This window comes from Clostridium sp., assembly GCF_022482905.1.
Taxonomy (GTDB): Bacteria; Bacillota; Clostridia; order Clostridiales; family Clostridiaceae; genus Clostridium_B.
In genome coordinates this window covers 2,855,142-2,875,058 of sequence record NZ_JAKVOI010000001.1, presented here as the reverse complement: position 1 = coordinate 2,875,058, position 19,917 = coordinate 2,855,142, and the positions used below count along the sequence as shown (strand labels likewise).

The following is a 19,917-nucleotide window of genomic DNA, read 5'->3' as shown; positions in this document are numbered from 1 at the left end:
AGGAGGAACCTTATGAAGGGAAGGTTAATTGTAATAGAAAGTGGATCTGATGGAAGCGGTAAGGCCACTCAGTCTCAGATGTTATTTGACAGTCTGGACAGGGAAGGATACAAGGTTAAAAAAGTAGAATTTCCCAATTATAAAAGTGATTCCTCTGCTCTTGTTAAAATGTATTTAAATGGAGATTTTAGCAGCAATGCGGAGGAAGTAAATGCCTATGCGGCATCTACATTCTATGCAGTAGATAGATTTGCTTCATATAAAATGGAATGGGAGCAATTTTACAAAAGTGGAGGTATTGTTATAGCAGACAGGTATACTACTTCAAATATGGTACATCAGGCTTCCAAAATAGATAATAATGAAGAGAGAGATAAATTTCTGGATTGGATATGGAATCTAGAATATGGACTATATGGTCTTCCAGAACCTGATTGTGTGATTTTTTTAGATATGCCACCGATGTATAGCAATAAACTTATAAAAGACAGGCAGAACAAATTTACAGGAAGTGAAAAGAAAGATATTCATGAAAGTAATTATGAATACATGAAAAAGTGTTATAATAATTCATTATATGTGGCAGATAAATACAATTGGAATAAAATAAATTGTATAAAGGACAATAAAATTTTAAGTGTAGAAAAAATACATAGTTATATATATAATTTAGTTATAGAGAAATTGAATTTTGTACAATAAAATAATTATATGATGCAGGGAGGGAGATTTTTATGAAATTAATTATAGCTGTCGTTCAGGACGATGATGCCGGTGATTTGATAGAAAAATTAACTGAAGATAAATTTAGAGTTACAAAATTGGCTACTACTGGAGGATTTCTAAAGGCCGGCAATACTACTTTGATGATAGGTGTGGAAGAAAAAGACTTGGATAAAGTGATAGGAAATATAGAGGAAGTGTGCAAGACTAGAGATCAAATCATAACAACTCCTTCAACCGTTGCAGGAACTACCGGAGTATATATGCCATACCCGGTGGAAGTGGAAGTAGGCGGTGCAACTATATTTGTACTGGATGTGGATAAATTTATTAGAATCTAGCAGGAGGAATTTTTGTTGTATTTTGATGATATAATAGGTCATGATAAAATAATAGCACAGATAAATATGGCTGTAGAATCAAATAGGTTTTCTCATGCACATATTATTGCGGGTGAAGACGGAATAGGAAAAAGTATTATTGCCCGGGAAACTGCAAAAAAAGTATTGGGTACAAAGCAAGCAAGTCAGTATATTGATATTGTAGAATATAAACTTAAAAGCAATAAGAAATCTGTAGGTATAGACGATGTAAAAAATATAATAGGGGAAACTAATAAGAGACCTTATGAATGCAATAATAAAGTAATTATAGTATATAATGCAGATTTAATGACAGAAGCAGCCCAAAATGCTTTTTTAAAGACAATAGAAGAACCACCTTCCAGTATATATATAATTTTATTGTGTGAGAAACTTGATAATATTCTGGATACGATACGGTCAAGATGCGAAGTGTATAAGCTGAACAGGCTAAAAGACGATGAGATGGTTGAATTCTTAAATAGAAATTATCCGGATCTGCAATATGATGAACACAAGTCCATTATAGCATTTAGTGATGGCATACCCGGTAGAGCAGAAAAATTTCTAGAAGATAAAAATTTCCATCAAATAAGAAATGATACACTGGAGCTGTTAAAGGAATTATCCAAAGATAAAATAGAAATCATGCATAAGGATGCTTCTTTTCTATTCAAATACAGGGAAGATTATGAAGAAATATTTACCTGCATATTGTCCTATATAAGGGATGTTTTTATTTATAAAGAGACAGGAGATAGAAAAATGCTTATAAATAATGACAAATTTGAGGATATAAAATTTATAGGAGAGATGTTCTCATTTAATAAATTAAATGGTATTATAGACGTTATAAAAAATGCAAGGAAAATGCTTTCCGGTAATGTAAACTCAAATTTAGTTTTTGATTCTATGTTGCTGAAGATGCAGGAGGTATAGATAAATATGGTAACTGTTATAGGAGTACGTTTCAAAAAGGCCGGGAAAATATATTACTTTTCACCAGGGAATCTGGATGTAAAAAAATATAATAATGTCATAGTAGAAACAGCTAGAGGAATAGAGTTTGGACAATGTGTTGTGCAACCAAAGCAGATAGCAGAAGATGATATTGTATCTCCGCTGAAAAATGTACTTAGAATTGCTACAGAAGATGATATAAAAAGACACGATGAAAACAAGAAAAAAGAAGAAGAAGCCTTTTCAATATGTGTGGATAAAATAAAACAGCATAATTTGAAAATGAAGCTTATAGATGTAGAGTATACTTTTGATAATAACAAAGTAATTTTTTATTTTACGGCGGATGGAAGAATAGATTTTAGGGAACTTGTAAAAGATCTGGCATCTATATTTAGAACGAGAATAGAACTCAGACAGATAGGTGTTAGAGATGAAGCTAAAATGGTAGGAGGACTGGGGCCATGCGGCAGAGCTATGTGTTGTTCTACATTTTTAGGTGATTTTGTACCGGTTTCTATAAAAATGGCAAAGGAACAAAATTTATCTCTAAATCCTACGAAAATTTCAGGAATATGTGGGAGGCTAATGTGCTGTTTGAATTATGAACAGAGTATATATGAAGATATAAGAAAGAGGATGCCTAAAGTGAGATCCATTGTAAGCACCCCTTATGGAAATGGTGAGGTAATAAGTAATTCTGTAATTGGAGAAAGCGTTAAGGTAAAGATAAAAAACCATAATGAAGAAGATGTGATAAAGCAAGTTTCCATAAATGACATAGAATTGGTTTCAGGAAATTATGAGGGAAGTATAAATGAAGATGAGATTAAAGTTGATATAGAAGGTGATGACATAAAAGATTCGGAGATAATAAAACAATTATTTAAAGAAGAGTAGGGGGTAATCTCACATGAAATCAATATTTAAGATTCCAAATATGCGAACTGCTGATGATATAAATAATATAAGAAGTGCTGTAGCAAATAATCAAGGAGTTGTAGCATGCAAAATAAATGTTGAAAAAGGTGAAGTCAGTATAGTATATGATGATTATTTTGTAAGTGATAGTCAACTTATTCAATCTATTGAAGATTTAGGATATGCTGTATTTTAAAATTAGCTTTTAAAAATTGTATAAGTATGATAAAATATCAGCGAAAGATATTTTATGATTATAATTTTCAAGGAGGGGTTTTCGATATGGCATATAAAATTAATGATGCATGTGTAAGTTGTGGAGCCTGTGCTTCGGAGTGTCCAGTTGAGGCAATAAGCCAGGGGGATACTCAGTTCGTAATAGATGAAAATACTTGCATTGATTGTGGGAACTGTGCTAATGTCTGTCCTGTAGGTGCACCAGTTCAGGAAGACTAATTGATCGAATTGAAAAGACTGCCAGAAGGTAGTCTTTTTAATTGCAAAAAATTAATGATTGTTAGCAAGAATTAGATATTATGTTAAAGAGTATTAGACTTTATACGAATATTTATTATATAGAGATGGTGGATTAGACTAAAATCGGGAATTAAATTAACTAGATGGAGGAGAAAAATGGATATATCTGTTGTTATATTTATGGTTTTTGGAATCTTATCTGTAGTATTTGGTTATGTTTTGGAAGGTGGATCTGCAGGTGCACTTTTGGGAGCTACTGCGGCTATAATAGTTTTTGGAGGGACAATTGGTGCTACAGGGCTTTCATTTCCTATGGATGTACTAAAAAGACTTCCCAAAATGTTTAAAGTACTTTTTAGTCCTAGGAAAGCGGATTTACCAGCTTTAATTTCGTATTTTAAAGATGTATCCTATAAAACCAGAAAAAATGGATTGCTGAGTTTGGAAGGAGAGATATCCAGTGACCCCAATTTGGATCCATTTATAAAAAAGGGTCTTCAGCTTGTAGTAGACGGAGTTGATCCTCAAGCTGTAAGAAGTATATTGGAATTGGAACTTGAATCTACATCTGAAAGACATCTGGAAGGCTCAGCTGTATTTGAAAATGCAGGTGGATATGCACCTACCATGGGTATAGTCGGTACAGTTATGGGATTGGTACATGTTCTGGGAAATCTTGAAGATACATCGACACTGGGACCCAAAATAGCGACTGCATTTCTGGCAACACTATATGGCATAGCATCAGCCAATCTTTTATGGCTTCCAATAGCCAACAGATTGAGACAGGCTGATGAAAAAGAGGTAAAGGAAAAGACACTTATTGTTGAGGCAATACTTTATATTCAGGAAGGTATAAACCCGAATACTATAGCAGAGAAGCTAAAAAGCTTCTTGAACAAGGAAGAATTATCCAAATTTGAACAAATGGATGGGAAGGCTGAACTATGAAGAGAAAAAAACCTGAGAAGAAAGCAGATGGTTTAAGGTGGATGCTCACATATTCTGATTTAATAACTTTGCTTATGATATTTTTTATTGTCATGTATTCCATGAGTCAAGTAGATCAAAATAAGTACAAGCAAATTACAGAATCTCTTAGTATAGCTATGGGTGGAGGAAAAACTATAGTAGGTTCAGAGAATACAGCAAGTGTTAAAGATACTGTAAAACAGATAGACACTGCGGATACGAGTGTGTCTGAACAAAAAAAATTAGAACAACTGAAAAAAGAAGTGGATAAATACTTAAAACAAAACGGCTTGAGCAATAGTGTGAGTACGCAGGTAGATGAGCGCGGACTCGTAGTAAGCATAAATGATACTTTGTTTTTCGACACGGGAAAAGCTGAAATAAAACCACAAATTCAAACTAAACTGGTAGGTATAGGCAAGATAGTAAACAAACTTGGAAATTCAATAAGAATAGAAGGCCACACTGATAATGTACCTATTAGTAATAGTCAGTACTCTTCAAATTGGCAATTGTCATGTATAAGGGCTGCAAATGTTACACAGTTCCTTCAGTCGAAGGTTGGAATTAGTCCGTCAAAACTCTCTGCTGTTGGATATGGAGAATACAAGCCGGTAATTGATAATTCTACAGAGGTGGGTAGGGCAAAAAATAGAAGAGTTGATATAATAATAGTAAATAGCAAATTTGATGAAATTGAACATGACTCGGACAATAGTTCTGTACAAAAATCAAAGGTACCCGATACCCAGAAATCCAATTAAAGTATGTGTTTTGAGTCAAATATATTTGAAAGATCTCTGATCAATAAGGGGTCTTTATTTATTTGACAACTTTTAGTACTTAACTTAAAATTATATTTGTATTGATTTATATAGTTGAAAAGAGGATATTCAAATGGAATTAGGCTTTTTGAAGGAAGATGAGACATTAGATGACCTTCAAATTAAAGGGATACATATTATACAAAAAAAAAATGCATTCAGGTTTGGAGTGGATTCAGTTCTGCTTGCAAATTTTGCGAGGATAAGGCCCAAAATAAAGGTGATTGATTTATGCAGTGGTACAGGAATAATTCCTTTCATAATAGCAGGGAAAACATCTGCCGAGCATATAACTGGAATAGAAATACAAAGAGACATGGTAGATATGGCAAAGCGCTCGATAGCTTTCAATAAAATGGAGGATAGAATTAGTTTTGTAGACAAGGATATAACAGATGTTGGATTTTTAAAGGTTATGTCAAAGGTTGATGTTATAACGGTAAATCCGCCTTATAAATTAAAAAATTCAGGTATTATAAATAAAAATGATAAAAATGCAATAGCACGACATGAAATATTTTGTACACTTGAGGATGTTGTAAGGGCATCCAAAATTTTATTGAAGGATAATGGCAGGTTTTATATGATTCACAGACCGGATAGACTTGTTGATATAATGTGCTGTATGAGAAAGTATGAGATTGAGCCAAAGCTAATGAGGATGATTCATCCATGTACTGGAAAGGCCCCAAATATGGTCCTTGTAGAAGGGAGAAACAATGGAGGAAGGTTCCTTAAGTGGGATAAACCATTGTATATTCATACTGAGGATGGAGGATATACGGAAGAGATAAATAAAATATATGGAAGAGATAGAGGGACTGTGTATGAAAGCAGGTAAACTTTTTCTTGTGCCAACACCAATAGGAAATTTAAAGGATATAACTATAAGGGCGCTTGAAGTACTGAAAAATGTTGATTTAATAGCAGCAGAAGATACTAGGCAAACTTTAAAACTCCTAAATCATTTTGATATAAAGAAAACCCTCGTAAGCTATCATAAATTCAATGAAAAAAATAAAAGCAAGGAATTAACAGAAAAACTTAAAGAGGGTAAGAATATAGCAATTGTTAGTGATGCAGGAACTCCTGGAATTTCAGACCCAGGTAGTGTCATGGTTGGAATGTGTATACAGGAAGAAATAAATTTTGAAGTGCTTACGGGATCTACTGCTGTGACTACAGCACTTGTTTATTCTGGATTTAGTACAAATATGTTTACATTTGTAGGTTTTTTACCTCGAGATAATAAAAGTAAAAATAACATTATTGAGACTCTAAAAGACAGAAAAGATACATTGATATTCTATGAAGCCCCACACAGACTCCAAAACACTCTTTTGTTCTTAAAAAAAACATTAGGGAACAGAGAGATAGCAATATGCAGGGAACTTACAAAAATTCATGAGGAAATATTGAGATTTACTGTGGACGAAGCTATAAATTATTATAATACAAAGAATCCAAAAGGGGAATTTGTACTTGTTGTAAGTGGCAAGTCTGAAGAAGAAATTTTAAGTGATAATGAACAAAGATGGAAAAATGTGACTATTCAAGAGCATATAAAAATGTATATAAAAGAAGGCTTTAGCAAAAAAGAATCAATTAAAAAAGTTTCCAGAGACAGGAATTTGTCCAAATCAGAAGTGTACAAATGCTCTATAAACTTGTAGCTGTTATTTAGTAATAATTGTTATAAATTAACTTATTAAAAAAATAGACATAATAAAAATTAAAATCTATTAATAAAAACATATATATAATTAGAAATTATAATATTTTGAAAAAAATATGCCATAAAAGTTGTTGAATTATCAATTTTAATGTTATAATAGAAAAAGCAGAGCTAAAAATATGTTAAATATGATTTATACATATAGCTGTACATTCATAATTTATGAATGTAGGTCTAATATGACTTTATATTTTATTAGATAATTGTAAAATAATGATTATAATTTCAAGGTTTGTATATGATGTCACGAATAAGGATAAGCTCTATAGAAAATAGGAGAAAAATACAGGTATTCGTGTTCATATAACTTGAGGCTAATAATTATTTTATTTTGCAATGACAAATTATCTTATGTAAACAAAAGGGAGGTATGGAAATATTGAACAGAAAAACCGTGTCTGTTATAATTGCTTTGACATTGGCGCTGTCTACTTGTGGAAGTGTTTTAGCTTCACCAAGCAGTACGACCTCTTTGGACGGAGTGAAACAACAGAAGCAGGAATTACAAATTAAGGTTGAAAAATTGGACAATCAAATATCTCAAGTGATGGACCAAATTAAAACTAATAAAAAAGACATTCAAAAAATAAGTAGTAGTATAGAAAAAAACAAACAAAATTTAGAAAAAGCACAAGAAAATATAGGTACTCAGCAGCAGTTATTTAATCAAAGGGCAAGGGCAATGTACATAAACGGAGTGGATAGTTACTTGGGTGTAATATTGAATTCCACAAGTTTAAACGATTTTGTATCCAGAATAGATACAGTTAAAAGAGTGATGACTTCAGATAAAAAAATTATAAATGATTTAAATGAGAAAAAGGAACAATTGGCTGCAGAAAAGGAAAAATTAAATAATGAAAATAGTAACCTTCTCGCTCTTAAATCTGATAACGAAAGTAAATTGGACAAGCTCAATAGTGACAAATCAACTCAAAGTAAATTAATAGCAGATCTAGATAAAAAAGAACAAGCTCTTGAAGCGGCTTCTGTAAATTCCGAGAGTAATACCATGGTGGCTTTGGCAGCAAATAATGTTCAGAAGGTAAGAGAATCAGCTCCGAGAATATCCAGAGGTGGATCAGCAGCATCAGCATCTTCCAATGCAATAGTAGCATATGCATCTAATTTTCTAGGAGTTCCTTATGTCTGGGGTGGAACATCTCCGTCAGGTTTTGACTGTTCAGGACTGGTTCAGTATGTTTATGCCCATTTCGGAATTTCTCTTCCAAGAACCTCACAGACTCAGCAGGGAGTAGGAACACCTGTATCCAGAGATAATCTTCAGCCTGGTGATCTCGTGTTCTTTGGTTCACCTGCATATCATGTAGGGATATATGTGGGGAACGGATCATATATTAATGCACCTAAGACAGGTGATGTAGTTAAAATAGCTTCAATAAGCAGATCTGATTTTAGCGGTGGAAGAAGAATCCTCAACTGATATAAAATTTAGTAATATGGATGATTGATATAAATTTATGTATATTACATATTATGTAGGTTGAAGTTAAATTATTACAAATAAAAAATGAACTCAATATAAATAATTGAGTTCATTTTTTACTCTTATTTTCCTTCTTTTAACTCGTTTAAACACTTTTTACAGATATTCTTGCCTTTGTAATTTACTACATCTCTTGCATCACCACAGAAAATACAAGCAGGTTCATATTTTTTCAATATGATTTGTTCACCATCTACGTATATTTCCAGAGCATCTTTTTCAGCGATGTCCAAAGTTCTTCTCAATTCTATAGGAATTACAATCCTTCCTAGCTCGTCCACTCTTCTTACAACACCTGTTGATTTCATTTGTTTTCCTCCCTTAATTCCATAATTCGACATAACCACAATTAAATAATAGCAAAAATTACATTAAAAGTCAATACAAGTTCTGAAAAATAAGTTACATATTTAATATTAAATGACATATAGTGTTAAAAGAATGTCGTGGATATGGATTTTAGATAATTTAAAATATCGCTATGTTATGGTAAAATGATATAAAGTAGGTGATGAATTTGAATTGTGCAAAGCAGTTTATTAAGTATCTGAGCGTAGAGGCAAATGGAGAAAAAGAAAATATATATCTGGTTGGCGGGTATGTAAGAGATAAATTGATGAATTCTAAAATTGAACCTAGAGATGTGGATTTTATATATGATGGAAATATCAGCAATCTTTTAAAAAGGTTGAGTGAATCAGGATATAAATTTTTTCAGGTAAAAAAGAAAATGTATACATATAGATGTATATTTGGAGATGCTATTATAGACATTTCGAAAATGAAAGGAGAAAATATAATTGAAGATCTAAATATGAGGGATTTTACTGTGAATACCATATGCATTAAACTGGGGGAAAATAAGATAATAGACCCGTTTAAAGGTAGAAAGGCACTGCAAAATAGAATAATAAGAGCTGTAAATGAGGACAGCATTAAAAATGATCCTGTTAGAATTTTGAGAGGTATAAGACTGTATATAAATTTCGGTATGCATTTTAATGTGAATACAGAGGATATTATTAGAAGATATTCATATAAGTTGAAAGATTCACCGGGAGAAAGAGTGTCTTCCGAGCTCATGTCTATAATAGAAAGGGATAAGGAAGGGGTCGCCTTTGAAATATTAGATGCATTTTCCATATTGAAGTTTCTGGTGCCATATGTAGAGGAACTGAAAACTATAGGGAAATGCAAATATCATGTAGAAGATGTATTTACCCATATAAATTTAACTTATAGAATCTTCAAGGATATTATAAATAATAGAATAAAATTAAGAAGTTTAAATTTCGATATATTTAATAACAAAATCGGTGACTTTAGTTTGAAAGAATATACGGCACTTTCCTGTTTCCTGCATGATATAGGTAAATACGAAGCTTATAAAAAACAGGACAATAGAATAAGCTTTATAGGGCACGAGGAAAGAGGAGCTGATATATGTAGAAAGCTATGTATTGATCTTAGGTTTTCCAAGAAGGCATCAGAATTTATAGAAGTTGTTGTAAAGGAGCATATGCAGCCGCTTGTACTTTTTAAAAATAAATTTGGCAGCAATAGGGAAGAACTTTATAAATTTTTCAATAAATACGGCAAGTTGTCACAGTATATACTTATAGTATCTTTCTGTGACAATTATGCTACGAGAATACTTTTGGACAGAGAAAATGAGAAAGAATCCTATAAGATTTTTATAGAAAATATGTTTTATGAGTATACAGTCTATTCAAATATAAAAAGAGAAAGATTTATAGATGGTAATTATATTAAAAATGTCTTAGGTATAAAAGGTCCAGCAGTAGGTAGTATAATTAATGATATAGATAGACTTAGATACTTAAAAAGGATTAATACCAGGGAGGAAGTTATCAGCTATATTGGAAAAATAAAATATTTTAGAATACACAATAAAAATTGATAACACCTATACTTATACACATTGTGTATAAGTATAGGTGTTATCAATGTAATGCCGATAGTATCAACGCACTAAGTTATACACAGAAATTGTTGATAACTTAGTGCGTTTTGTGTATAAGTGTGAACAGATATCTAGTTATCCACACTTTGAAAGGTAGATACTATGAAATCAAATTCATCAGCATCTGTTATTTCTCCGTAAGTATCTTCTGAAATTCCAGGATAATAATATAATATAAACTTTTCTTTTGTTAAAATATTTTGTATTATTATATATTTTTTATCCAGCTTTATATCCTGGAGAACTGCAATTGCTTTATATTTGTCATTTCTACCAGTTTTATTATTGATAAGATCCAGAGTAAAATTATCATGTACTGTAATATTGATTTTTTCTCTGTCACAAGAAACAATATTAGAGCCTTCTTTACATGCAAGACAGCTGTCAAATTTACAAGAAGCTGTGCAATTCAGGCATTGACATTTGCTGCACTTTTCCAGCTGATTTAGAAATTCTAAATTAGCATGTTTATAACTTTCTAATAAGGATATATACTTATCACCTCTGAATTTATTGAAAAAGCTTCCATGGCTGATTTCAGATTCGGTGGACTCAATTAATTCTATATATTTTTTTAGAATGGTAATTTTTGTTGAATATTTTCGCCTGTTGAGTATTTCTTTATCTAAAAATGGCGAAACGTTATCTATAGCATAATTTATGTCTACAAATATTTTCCCGTAATGATCTTTTTCACTGTTTATAAATTCATTAACTCTACTCATGACAACACCATATTTTATTTATATTTTTTTAATTCTTCATCTAAGTCAATTTCACTTAATTTTTCAAATTCCTTATCCAGTGAATCGGATTCCTTTAAATCCTCAAGTCCTTGGGAGATAGATTCTTTTTTCTGTATCTTTCTCTCAATGTCATCTAAATTTATAGCGTTGTTTCTTGAATCTATGTTTGCAAGTATTTCATTTACCTTTTTACTTGCTTCTGCATTATTGTATCTTGCAGCAGCTTCGTCTCTATAAGTTCTAGTTTTTTCAATTTGACTTTCTAATTCCTTAAGTTTTTTCTTTATGGTTTCAGCCTTAGTACACGCGTCTTTATAACTTGTTTCCAAATTGGCATAGGTTTTGTCTGCTTCCAATTTTCTTTCGAGTGCTTTTTTTGCTAGTTCTTCATTATTCTTACTTAAGGCTAATTTTACCTTGCTGTCGAATTCAGAAGAAGTCCTCTTTGCAGTTTCCATCTTTTTATCAATTTCATGTACATTACCTAGTATTTGTGCAGATGATAGTTTAGCCTTATTTAAACTGGTTTCCATATCTCTTAGTTTCTGATCCAAGAGTTCTATTGGATTTTCAATTTCATCCAAACTGTTGTTGACTTTTGCTCTGAAAATGTTGGATATTCGTTTTATTACTCCCATTTTAGGGCCTCCTTTAATATCTTTTTCTAAATTTATTTATTTTATTGATAATAAATATTATTAGTAACACAATAATTACAAATTTAACAAATCCCCAGAAAAATCTTGATAGAAGACTACCTTGTCCATAATTATTATAGCCAAACCCATATCCTTGTCCCCAGGGGATTGGAATAGGTATCGGGAAAAATGAACGCTTGCTATTACCATTGTCGTAGTTCCTATTATCATAACTTTGTTTTTGAGAAGAGCTTGAACTGGATTTCGGTGAATTTGAAAAACTTCCGGATTTAAAGTCTCCTCCAGAACTTTTGTTAGTTCTATTATAATTGCTTTTATAGTTAGACTTTGGAGTTGAAAAATTCCCGGATTTAAAACTGCCTCCTTCGGACTTTGCAATAAGGGAATGACTGACAACTACTGAAGTTCTAGCATATACAATATTATTGCCTGATAAATTTACTGCAGGAATATTCAATGATAAAAAAATAAAAATGAAAAATAAAATTAAAGAGCTATATTTTCTATTTATTCTAGTCACCCCCGTGAGAACTCAATTAATTTATAGCAACATTATACAGTAAAATATACTATATTACAAGTATTATATTATCTTATTTTAGAATAATATGAACTGTTTAACACTAATTTAGATAAAGAACTTTGTTTAGGTCGTTAAGGATACATGTTTTACTTATTTTTGTACAAAATTTAAGATATGGTTTTTATACTTTTATACCTTGTAAAGTAGTTATAAGTAACTTATAATATTATAAGGAAAAGTAAAATAAATAATTTTATTTTGGAGGAAATAATCTTGAAGGAAAATAAATTTGGTATAGAATATGTAAAAAAGACAGCCCAAGAAATATCGAAAAACACAATTGTACCTTATGAAGATCTGCCAAGATATGATTTGTTTTTATCTCAGGTAATAGATTATTTAAATGATAAGTTCTCGGAAGAAAAATATACAAATAATATAGTTCAGAATTATGTCAAAAATGAGGTTATATCCAAACCTGAACATAGCAGGAAGAGAGGATATACAAAAGTTCATCTGGCCCAGTTGGTACTGTTGAGTTACATGAGACCAATATTGTCTACAGAGGAAATAAAGAAGGTATTCAGATTAGCTTTTAATGAGATAAATGACGATAAAGATGATATAATATCCTGGGAGAAAACTTATAAACTATTTTCAGATATACAGGAAAATAGTTTCCAGAATTTGATGGCACAGAACCTTTTTGACGAAAAGAAGTTAAAGGATACAATTAAAGACATGAAGCTAAAATCCAGCCAGGAAGAAGAAAGAATAATGGTATTCCTTGTAGTAATATCTCTGATATGTCAAGCTAGCTGTGTTAAAAAATTGGTTCAGAGCATAGTCAATAATTATAATAGAGACATGTAAAAGTAGTTTAATTTGATACTTTATTCAACAGGCATATGCTTTGAGCTGCTATGCCTTCTTTTTTACCTGTAAATCCAAGGCCTTCTTCAGTAGTTGCCTTGATTCCTATTAAGTTCATATTGACCTTCAATGTTTTAGATATGATTTTTCTCATCTGCTTTATATATGGAGAAAGTTTAGGATTTTCGGCAATTATTATGGAATCTATATTTCCTATAATGTATCCATTTTCCAATATCAGATCATTTACATAGGATAATAATTTTAGACTTGATATATTTTTATATTTTAAATCATTATCAGGAAAAAATTTTCCTATATCGCCTAATGCCAGAGCACCAAGCATACTGTCCATTATCGCATGAACAAGTACATCTGCATCAGAATGACCCAAAAGTCCTTTTTCATGAGGTATTTTTATACCACCTATTATGAGATCTCTGTTTTCAATTAATCTATGTACATCATAACCTATTCCTATACGCATTTTTATCCTCCAGTTATTTTATATAATAAAAAGGTGCATTTTTCAAGCACCTTAAGAAATATATTCTGAATAATGTATTATTTTTTTGTCATTATCAATCTTAGTTGATACATTTTTATTTGTAGAGCTAAATCCACCGGCAAATAAATCTTTTATTAAAGTAAAAATATTAAATTTTTTTACTCGTCTATTTTTGTATTTTACAAAATTAACCTTGATAACGTTATCTTTCATAGTTAGCCCCACCTTTCATAAAATATTATCTAATTAAATGATACCATATTTGAGCTTAATTGTTAACAAAATAGTATGAAATATTAGGATGAAAATATGTTAATGTTATAAATTAATATGGTTTTGTCTGATAAAAACACACCGGAAGTTTAAGGTAGTAAGTTAAATGGTATAACAGCACAAAATTTAATTTTTAAATATTGTGCTGTAAGGATAAAAAAGGTATATTCTGTATAAGAATATAAAAAAATGATAGTTGTATTAAGTAGACTCTGCATTACATTAAGGTAATAATAGTTTATGAAGGATTAATTAAATTTGTTACGATTAATTTATATTATCCACAAGTTATACACATAACTGTTGATAATATGTATATTAATTTTACTGTATTTCACAAGTTATCAACAAGGTATTTGTGGATAATGTGAATAACATTTCAACAGTACTCCGTTGAATAGTTAAAATATAGCTGTTATTACAGGTTAATATATATTATAATAATACTTAGCTTTATATGAAAAGGGTGGAGTCATGAATAAAAGAATACTGATTGTATCTGTTGTAATATTTGTAGGATTATTTGGTGCATATAATCTTATTAAATACAACCTTTTTAAAAATATAGGCAATAATGACGAAGTAAGTTCTGAAGTAAAAAAAGATAATAAAATTTCAATAAAAGATACTCAGCGGGATATTGATGAAGTTGTTAAAACCAGGGAGTTTGACGGTGATGTTATATATAATGACAATTTTGTACCTGTTCTTATGTACCACTCTATAGATTATGAGGAAAATAACGAGTTAAGAATACCTGCAGATAAATTTCAGAATCATATGAAATACCTAAAAGATAATGGATATACAACTCTTACAATGGATGAATTCTATGATTTTATGATTAAAAATAAGCCAGTTCCAAGGAAGTCTGTTCTTATAACCTTTGATGACGGATATGAGGACAATTATAAAAATGCATATCCCATATTAAAAAAATTCGGATTTAAGGCTACTATATTTGTTATTACATCAACTGTGGATAATGACGGCAGCTATTTAAACTCCTCACAGTTGAAGGAAATGAGCAAAAATGGTATAGATATTGAGGGGCATACTGTTAATCATGATGATTTGAGCAAATTGGACTACAACGCCCAGCTTAAGACATTGAAGGACTCAAAGAGTTTTTTGGAGGACATCTTAAATAAGGAAGTAAATTATGTGGCATATCCTTTTGGGCGGTGCAATGGCAGTACTGTAAAGGCCGCAGAGACAGCAGGATATAAAATGGCATTTACCACTGAAGGTGGATGGGCAAATAGAAATCAAGGCATATATGAATTACATAGAGTTTATATGAGTAATAATCATGACATGAATGAATTTCAGAGAAGATTAACTAATCCTGACTATGATGCGTCTAATTAGTTAGTAGACATATTTTTAAAATATTTAATTTTATATTATGGGGGGAAATATCTTGAATAAAAGAATGAAAGCATTAATTTTGATGTCGGTATTTTGTTTTACTCTTATTCAATGTAAGGCCAGCGCAGCGGATTCATTGGATACTTCAAGGGTGAATATAGACTCCAACAAGGAATGGAAAGTTAAATTCAATAGAACCCTGGATCCTGAAACAGTAAATGACAGCAGTATTACTGTTTTTGATTCACATGACAATAAAATACCTGTAAGTGTAACTTTAGGACAGGATAAACAAACGGTACTTGTAAGTCCTAAAACTTCAGGATATGATCCTGGAGAAGAATATAAACTTGTTGTAGGTAAAGATATAAAGTCATCATCACAGATACCAATGGCCGATTCAGTTACAATGAAGTTTGAAATAGCAAAATCGTATTCAGATGGTACAGGCTATTCGGGACTGCCTGGCATTATTTCAAATGTTTTTCAATATTCACCGCTTCTTTCATCACAAAATCAAGTGTTTATTCTAAATTCCAGCAGTGGACAAAATGTTCAGTATAGAATATTTGTGGCTGAAGATAATGTTTATAATCAAGGACCATTTGAGGAAATAACAAATGGTTATACAGCTCCTGTAGATGGAAAAATAACTGCAGTTAAAAAATTAAGTTCAGGAACAAATGGACAGAAATACAAGGCTATCATCTATGTCAGAAGGGCAGGAGTGGCTTCAGGTGCACATGTGGATTTGAACACTGATTATGATAATTATATAGTAGACTATTTTAGATGTGTAGATGCCAAAGATTCTCAGCTTCAGAACAGCGGGTATTATAAAAACTATGATATTTCATTGATTGATGCCGTAAATATGGAGTCCAAATCAGCCCCTGTCTTTGTTGAAACCAATATTTTTACTAATACAGCATCTTTTAATCAGATAAAATACTATATGAATCCAGACAATTTTATAGATGAATATGGTAAATACCAATTTTTGAAATTGAGTTATTCGGAAGGCATAACGGCCAGTGATTTAAACAAGTTTCTCGAAGACAAAAATGTTTTCAAGGGATATGGACAGGCTTTTATAGATGCAGCCAGGGAAAATGATATAAGTGTAAGCTATCTTGTATCACATGCCATGCTTGAGACAGGAAATGGCTCATCTGTCCTCGCAAATGGTGGGAAAAAGGATGATAAAGGAAATTACATATATGGAACTCCTGTGTATAATTTTTTTGGAATTGGTGCAACAGATAATGATCCAATTGGCAATGGTACTAAAAAGGCATATGATGAAAAATGGTTCACTGTTGAGGATGGCATAAAGGGTGGTGCCAAATGGATAGCTCAAGGATATATAAATAATCCGCAATATAAGCAGAATACCGTCTATAAGATGAGGTGGAATGTTGAAAATCCAAGTCATCAGTATGCAACTGATATTGCATGGGCTTATAAGCAAATCAGCAATATAATGAATGGAGTGGAAATGATGTCTTCTTCCAATGAAGTTCTGGATTTTGAAATACCTAAATACAAATAGTAAAAATTTTATGCAATTTCAGCATAAATTGTATATTTTAATACATGGATGTATAATATATATAAATTCATATATTATATTTGATGGAGTGAATAAAATTGCTTAAATGGAAAGAGCTTTATGAAGAATGTGCAGGCTGTCATAAATGCATATTAGGTAACAACAGGACAAATATGGTTTTTGGAGATGGCAACCCAAGGGCAGATATCATATTTATAGGTGAAGCACCCGGTGCAGACGAGGATAGGACTGGAGTGCCATTTATAGGAAGGGCAGGTCAGCTTTTGACAAAATATCTTGAAGAACTCAATCTCTATAGAAAGAAGGATTACTATATATGTAATGTATGCAAGTGCAGACCTGAGAAAAATAGGACACCATATGAGGATGAGGCAAAGATGTGTCTTCCTTATGTGAGGAATCAAGTGGCACTTGTAAAACCGAAAATTATAGTGTGCCTGGGTGCTACTGCCATGAGGTATGTACTTGGTGCGGATTGGAGAATTACAAGAGACAGGGGCAAATGGGTTGAAAAAAAAGGATTTTATATGACGGCTACCTTTCATCCTTCAGCTATATTGAGGGATGCGAATAAAAATGATTTGTTCTTGGAAGACTTAAAGAATATAGATAAAAAATACAGGGAAATTTCTGCATAGATTATGTTGACAAGAAAAAATATATAATTTATTATATTATTAAATGTTATGAAGGAAAGAGTAGTAAAGCAAAAGGTCAAAAGAGAGTTAGCATACAGGTGAAAGCTGGCGGCTGATTTGTTTTATGAACATGGCTCCAGAACAGATTGCCCGAAAATTTGTTAAGGCAGTTCGGTATTACAGACGTTATACTGTAAGGTAATGTTAGTTACTTGGTGAGGTTTTTACCGTGAGGTAAAGATGAAATAGAGTGGTAAAGTGTTTATATGCCTCTATATAAAATTAAATTTTATATAGAGGCATTTTTTAATTTTAACAGTATTCAATGGAAAGGAAGAATAAAATGAAGAAAAAAACTTATTATATTACAACACCAATTTACTATCCATCAGCAAAGCTTCATATAGGGAACACCTATACAACAGTAGCAGCAGACGCGCTTGCAAGATTCAAGAGGCTGACAGGATATGATGTTATGCTCTTAACCGGAACTGATGAGCATGGACAGAAAATTCAGAGACTGGCAGAAGCTAAAGGTGTCACTCCAAAAGAATATGTAGATGAAATAGTAGATGGAATAAAAGAACTCTGGAAAATGATGAATATAAGTTATGATAAGTTTATAAGGACTACTGATGATTATCATGTTGAAGCAGTTCAAAAAATATTCAAAAAATTATATGATCAGGGGGATATATATAAAAGTGAGTATGAAGGCTGGTATTGTACTCCCTGTGAGTCTTTCTGGACCGAGACTCAGCTGATTGATGGAAATTGTCCGGACTGCGGGAGACCTGTGGAAAAGGCAAAGGAGGAAGCGTATTTTTTTAAGATGTCAAAATATGCACCAAAACTTATAAAATATATTGAAGAACATCCTGAATTTATACAGCCTGAATCAAGAAAGAATGAAATGATAAATAATTTTTTAAAGCCGGGACTTCAGGACCTGTGCGTATCAAGAACTTCATTTGATTGGGGGATTCCAGTAACTTTTGATGATAAGCATGTTGTATATGTATGGATAGATGCACTTGCAAACTATATAACTGCACTTGGATATGGAAGCAGTAATACGGAAAAATTTAAAAAATACTGGCCGGCAGATTTACATCTGGTTGGAAAAGATATACTTAGATTTCATACTATATACTGGCCTATAATGCTTATGGCACTTGAATTGCCAATTCCAAAACAGGTATTCGGGCATGGCTGGCTTTTGGTAGATGGCGGTAAAATGTCAAAATCCAAAGGAAATGTAGTAGATCCTGTAATTCTGGTAAATAATTTTGGAACTGATCCCGTACGATATTACCTTCTCAGGGAAATACCATTTGGAGCCGATGGATTATTCAACAATGAAATATTCATAAACAAAATAAATTCTGATCTTGCCAATGATCTTGGAAATCTGCTTTCCAGGACATGTGCCATGATAGATAAGTATTTTCAGGGTGTAATACCGGAAGCTTTTGAAGAAGATCCTGTAGATAAGAAACTCAAGGATCTGGCAATAAAAGTTCCGAAGAGAGTGGAAAACAGCATGAATTTACTTAGGATACCAGAAGCCCTGGACAGTATATGGGAACTTATAGGGCGATCAAATAAATATATTGATGAAACTATGCCGTGGATACTGGCAAGAGATGAGAGCAAGAAAAAAAGACTTGGAACAGTGCTCTATAATCTAGTAGAAAGCATAAGAATAATTTCTGTCTGTATTTCTTCATTCCTGCCGGATACGAGTAAAAAGATAAATAAACAACTGAATATAGAAGCTGTATCGTGGGATAGCATAGGCCATTTTGGAGGAACAAAATCCGGAAACAGGATAAATAGAGGGAATCCGCTGTTTCCTAGGATAGATGTAGATGAAAAGATAGAAGAACTAAACAGATTGAAGGAACAGCAAAAAACATCCAGGAATGTCAATATAACTCCCATAAAAGATGAAATAAGTATAGATGATTTTGACAAGTTGGATTTAAGAGTAGCCAAAGTCATCAAATGTGATTCGATAAAGGGTTCAAACAAACTCCTTAAATTCAAGGTTGATTTGGGTGGTGAAGAAAGGCAGATAGTGTCTGGAATTGCAAAATATTATAAGCCGCAGGATCTTGTAGGCAAATTTGTAATAGTGGTTGCAAATTTGAAACCTATCAAGCTGAAAGGTGAGATTTCACAGGGAATGATACTTTCAGCTGCATCTGATGATGAGAGCAAATTGTTTACTGCTACTATATCGGGAGAACTGAATACGGGAAGTGTTGTAAGATAAAAAAAGGATT

23 protein-coding genes are annotated in these 19,917 nt (G+C 31.9%); 17 read left to right on the top strand and 6 right to left on the bottom strand.

Annotated elements, in window-relative coordinates:
* Positions 1-12 precede the first annotated feature (12 nt).
* The 11 genes from LKE46_RS14100 (at position 13) to LKE46_RS14050 (ending at position 8,418) form a co-directional block, all read left to right on the top strand.
* Positions 13-702 carry a dTMP kinase gene (locus tag LKE46_RS14100; protein WP_291723643.1) on the top strand — a complete coding sequence of 230 codons (690 nt, stop codon included), beginning with the start codon at positions 13-15 and terminating at the stop codon, positions 700-702.
* A gap of 32 nt (positions 703-734) precedes the next feature.
* The gene (locus LKE46_RS14095) at positions 735-1,064 is read left to right on the top strand and encodes a cyclic-di-AMP receptor (protein ID WP_291723640.1); all 330 of its coding nucleotides are present in this window, start codon (positions 735-737) and stop codon (positions 1,062-1,064) included.
* Positions 1,065-1,079: 15 nt separating this feature from the next.
* On the top strand, positions 1,080-2,024 hold the full coding sequence (locus LKE46_RS14090; protein WP_291723636.1) for a DNA polymerase III subunit delta': 945 nt from the start codon (positions 1,080-1,082) through the stop codon (positions 2,022-2,024).
* A 6-nt stretch (positions 2,025-2,030) separates the two neighbouring features.
* Complete coding sequence (locus tag LKE46_RS14085) at positions 2,031-2,945, top strand: PSP1 domain-containing protein (protein ID WP_291723632.1); 915 nt, start codon at positions 2,031-2,033, stop codon at positions 2,943-2,945.
* A 13-nt stretch (positions 2,946-2,958) separates the two neighbouring features.
* Positions 2,959-3,162 carry a heavy-metal-associated domain-containing protein gene (locus LKE46_RS14080; protein ID WP_291723629.1) on the top strand — a complete coding sequence of 68 codons (204 nt, stop codon included), beginning with the start codon at positions 2,959-2,961 and terminating at the stop codon, positions 3,160-3,162.
* Positions 3,163-3,248: 86 nt separating this feature from the next.
* On the top strand, positions 3,249-3,422 hold the full coding sequence (locus tag LKE46_RS14075; protein ID WP_291723625.1) for a DUF362 domain-containing protein: 174 nt from the start codon (positions 3,249-3,251) through the stop codon (positions 3,420-3,422).
* Between the two features lie 177 nt (positions 3,423-3,599).
* Positions 3,600-4,394, top strand: coding sequence for a flagellar motor protein (locus LKE46_RS14070; RefSeq protein WP_291723622.1), 795 nt, complete (start codon positions 3,600-3,602; stop codon positions 4,392-4,394).
* Complete coding sequence (locus tag LKE46_RS14065; protein WP_291723619.1) at positions 4,391-5,179, top strand: OmpA/MotB family protein; 789 nt, start codon at positions 4,391-4,393, stop codon at positions 5,177-5,179. Before LKE46_RS14070 ends, LKE46_RS14065 begins: the two co-directional genes overlap by 4 nt.
* A gap of 133 nt (positions 5,180-5,312) precedes the next feature.
* Positions 5,313-6,080, top strand: a complete 768-nt coding sequence (locus tag LKE46_RS14060; RefSeq protein ID WP_291723617.1) for a tRNA1(Val) (adenine(37)-N6)-methyltransferase — start codon at positions 5,313-5,315, stop codon at positions 6,078-6,080.
* On the top strand, positions 6,067-6,912 hold the full coding sequence (gene rsmI / locus LKE46_RS14055) for a 16S rRNA (cytidine(1402)-2'-O)-methyltransferase (protein ID WP_291725708.1): 846 nt from the start codon (positions 6,067-6,069) through the stop codon (positions 6,910-6,912). The genes LKE46_RS14060 and rsmI overlap by 14 nt, the downstream gene beginning before the upstream one ends.
* Positions 6,913-7,353: 441 nt before the next feature.
* Positions 7,354-8,418 carry an NlpC/P60 family protein gene (locus tag LKE46_RS14050; protein ID WP_291723614.1) on the top strand — a complete coding sequence of 355 codons (1,065 nt, stop codon included), beginning with the start codon at positions 7,354-7,356 and terminating at the stop codon, positions 8,416-8,418.
* 125 nt (positions 8,419-8,543) lie between these two features.
* Here LKE46_RS14050 and LKE46_RS14045 read toward each other — a convergent pair whose 3' ends face one another.
* Entirely contained in the window at positions 8,544-8,789 is a 246-nt protein-coding gene (locus LKE46_RS14045) for an AbrB/MazE/SpoVT family DNA-binding domain-containing protein (RefSeq protein ID WP_291723611.1), read from the bottom strand.
* Positions 8,790-8,992: 203 nt separating this feature from the next.
* On the opposite strand from LKE46_RS14045, the gene LKE46_RS14040 reads away from it, so the two are divergent.
* Positions 8,993-10,402 carry an HDIG domain-containing metalloprotein gene (locus LKE46_RS14040; RefSeq protein WP_291738325.1) on the top strand — a complete coding sequence of 470 codons (1,410 nt, stop codon included), beginning with the start codon at positions 8,993-8,995 and terminating at the stop codon, positions 10,400-10,402.
* Between the two features lie 134 nt (positions 10,403-10,536).
* Here LKE46_RS14040 and LKE46_RS14035 read toward each other — a convergent pair whose 3' ends face one another.
* The 3 genes from LKE46_RS14035 to LKE46_RS14025 form a co-directional block, all read right to left on the bottom strand.
* Positions 10,537-11,190: a DUF1292 domain-containing protein gene (locus tag LKE46_RS14035; RefSeq protein WP_291723605.1), complete on the bottom strand. Its 654-nt coding sequence runs from the start codon at positions 11,188-11,190 to the stop codon at positions 10,537-10,539.
* 14 nt (positions 11,191-11,204) lie between these two features.
* Positions 11,205-11,849, bottom strand: a complete 645-nt coding sequence (locus tag LKE46_RS14030) for a PspA/IM30 family protein (protein ID WP_291723602.1) — start codon at positions 11,847-11,849, stop codon at positions 11,205-11,207.
* A 75-nt stretch (positions 11,850-11,924) separates the two neighbouring features.
* Entirely contained in the window at positions 11,925-12,248 is a 324-nt protein-coding gene (locus tag LKE46_RS14025; protein ID WP_291723599.1) for a hypothetical protein, read from the bottom strand.
* A gap of 418 nt (positions 12,249-12,666) precedes the next feature.
* On the opposite strand from LKE46_RS14025, the gene LKE46_RS14020 reads away from it, so the two are divergent.
* Positions 12,667-13,266: a DUF1836 domain-containing protein gene (locus tag LKE46_RS14020; RefSeq protein ID WP_291723597.1), complete on the top strand. Its 600-nt coding sequence runs from the start codon at positions 12,667-12,669 to the stop codon at positions 13,264-13,266.
* 7 nt (positions 13,267-13,273) lie between these two features.
* Here the strand turns inward: LKE46_RS14020 and ispF are convergent, their stop codons facing one another.
* Both ispF and LKE46_RS14010 read right to left on the bottom strand, forming a co-directional pair.
* Positions 13,274-13,753: a 2-C-methyl-D-erythritol 2,4-cyclodiphosphate synthase gene (ispF, locus tag LKE46_RS14015; protein WP_291723594.1), complete on the bottom strand. Its 480-nt coding sequence runs from the start codon at positions 13,751-13,753 to the stop codon at positions 13,274-13,276.
* Between the two features lie 51 nt (positions 13,754-13,804).
* The gene (locus LKE46_RS14010) at positions 13,805-13,987 is read right to left on the bottom strand and encodes a hypothetical protein (protein ID WP_291723591.1); all 183 of its coding nucleotides are present in this window, start codon (positions 13,985-13,987) and stop codon (positions 13,805-13,807) included.
* Between the two features lie 534 nt (positions 13,988-14,521).
* Here LKE46_RS14010 and LKE46_RS14005 point away from each other — a divergent pair.
* From LKE46_RS14005 to metG, 4 genes are all read left to right on the top strand, one after another.
* Positions 14,522-15,418, top strand: a complete 897-nt coding sequence (locus tag LKE46_RS14005) for a polysaccharide deacetylase family protein (protein WP_291723588.1) — start codon at positions 14,522-14,524, stop codon at positions 15,416-15,418.
* Between the two features lie 52 nt (positions 15,419-15,470).
* Positions 15,471-16,970, top strand: coding sequence for a glucosaminidase domain-containing protein (locus LKE46_RS14000; protein WP_291723585.1), 1,500 nt, complete (start codon positions 15,471-15,473; stop codon positions 16,968-16,970).
* A gap of 98 nt (positions 16,971-17,068) precedes the next feature.
* Positions 17,069-17,629 (top strand): uracil-DNA glycosylase, encoded by a 561-nt coding sequence (locus LKE46_RS13995; RefSeq protein WP_291723581.1) that lies wholly within the window; start codon positions 17,069-17,071, stop codon positions 17,627-17,629.
* Between the two features lie 343 nt (positions 17,630-17,972).
* Positions 17,973-19,907, top strand: a complete 1,935-nt coding sequence (gene metG / locus LKE46_RS13990) for a methionine--tRNA ligase (RefSeq protein WP_434735198.1) — start codon at positions 17,973-17,975, stop codon at positions 19,905-19,907.
* The last annotated feature ends 10 nt before the right edge of the window (positions 19,908-19,917 follow it).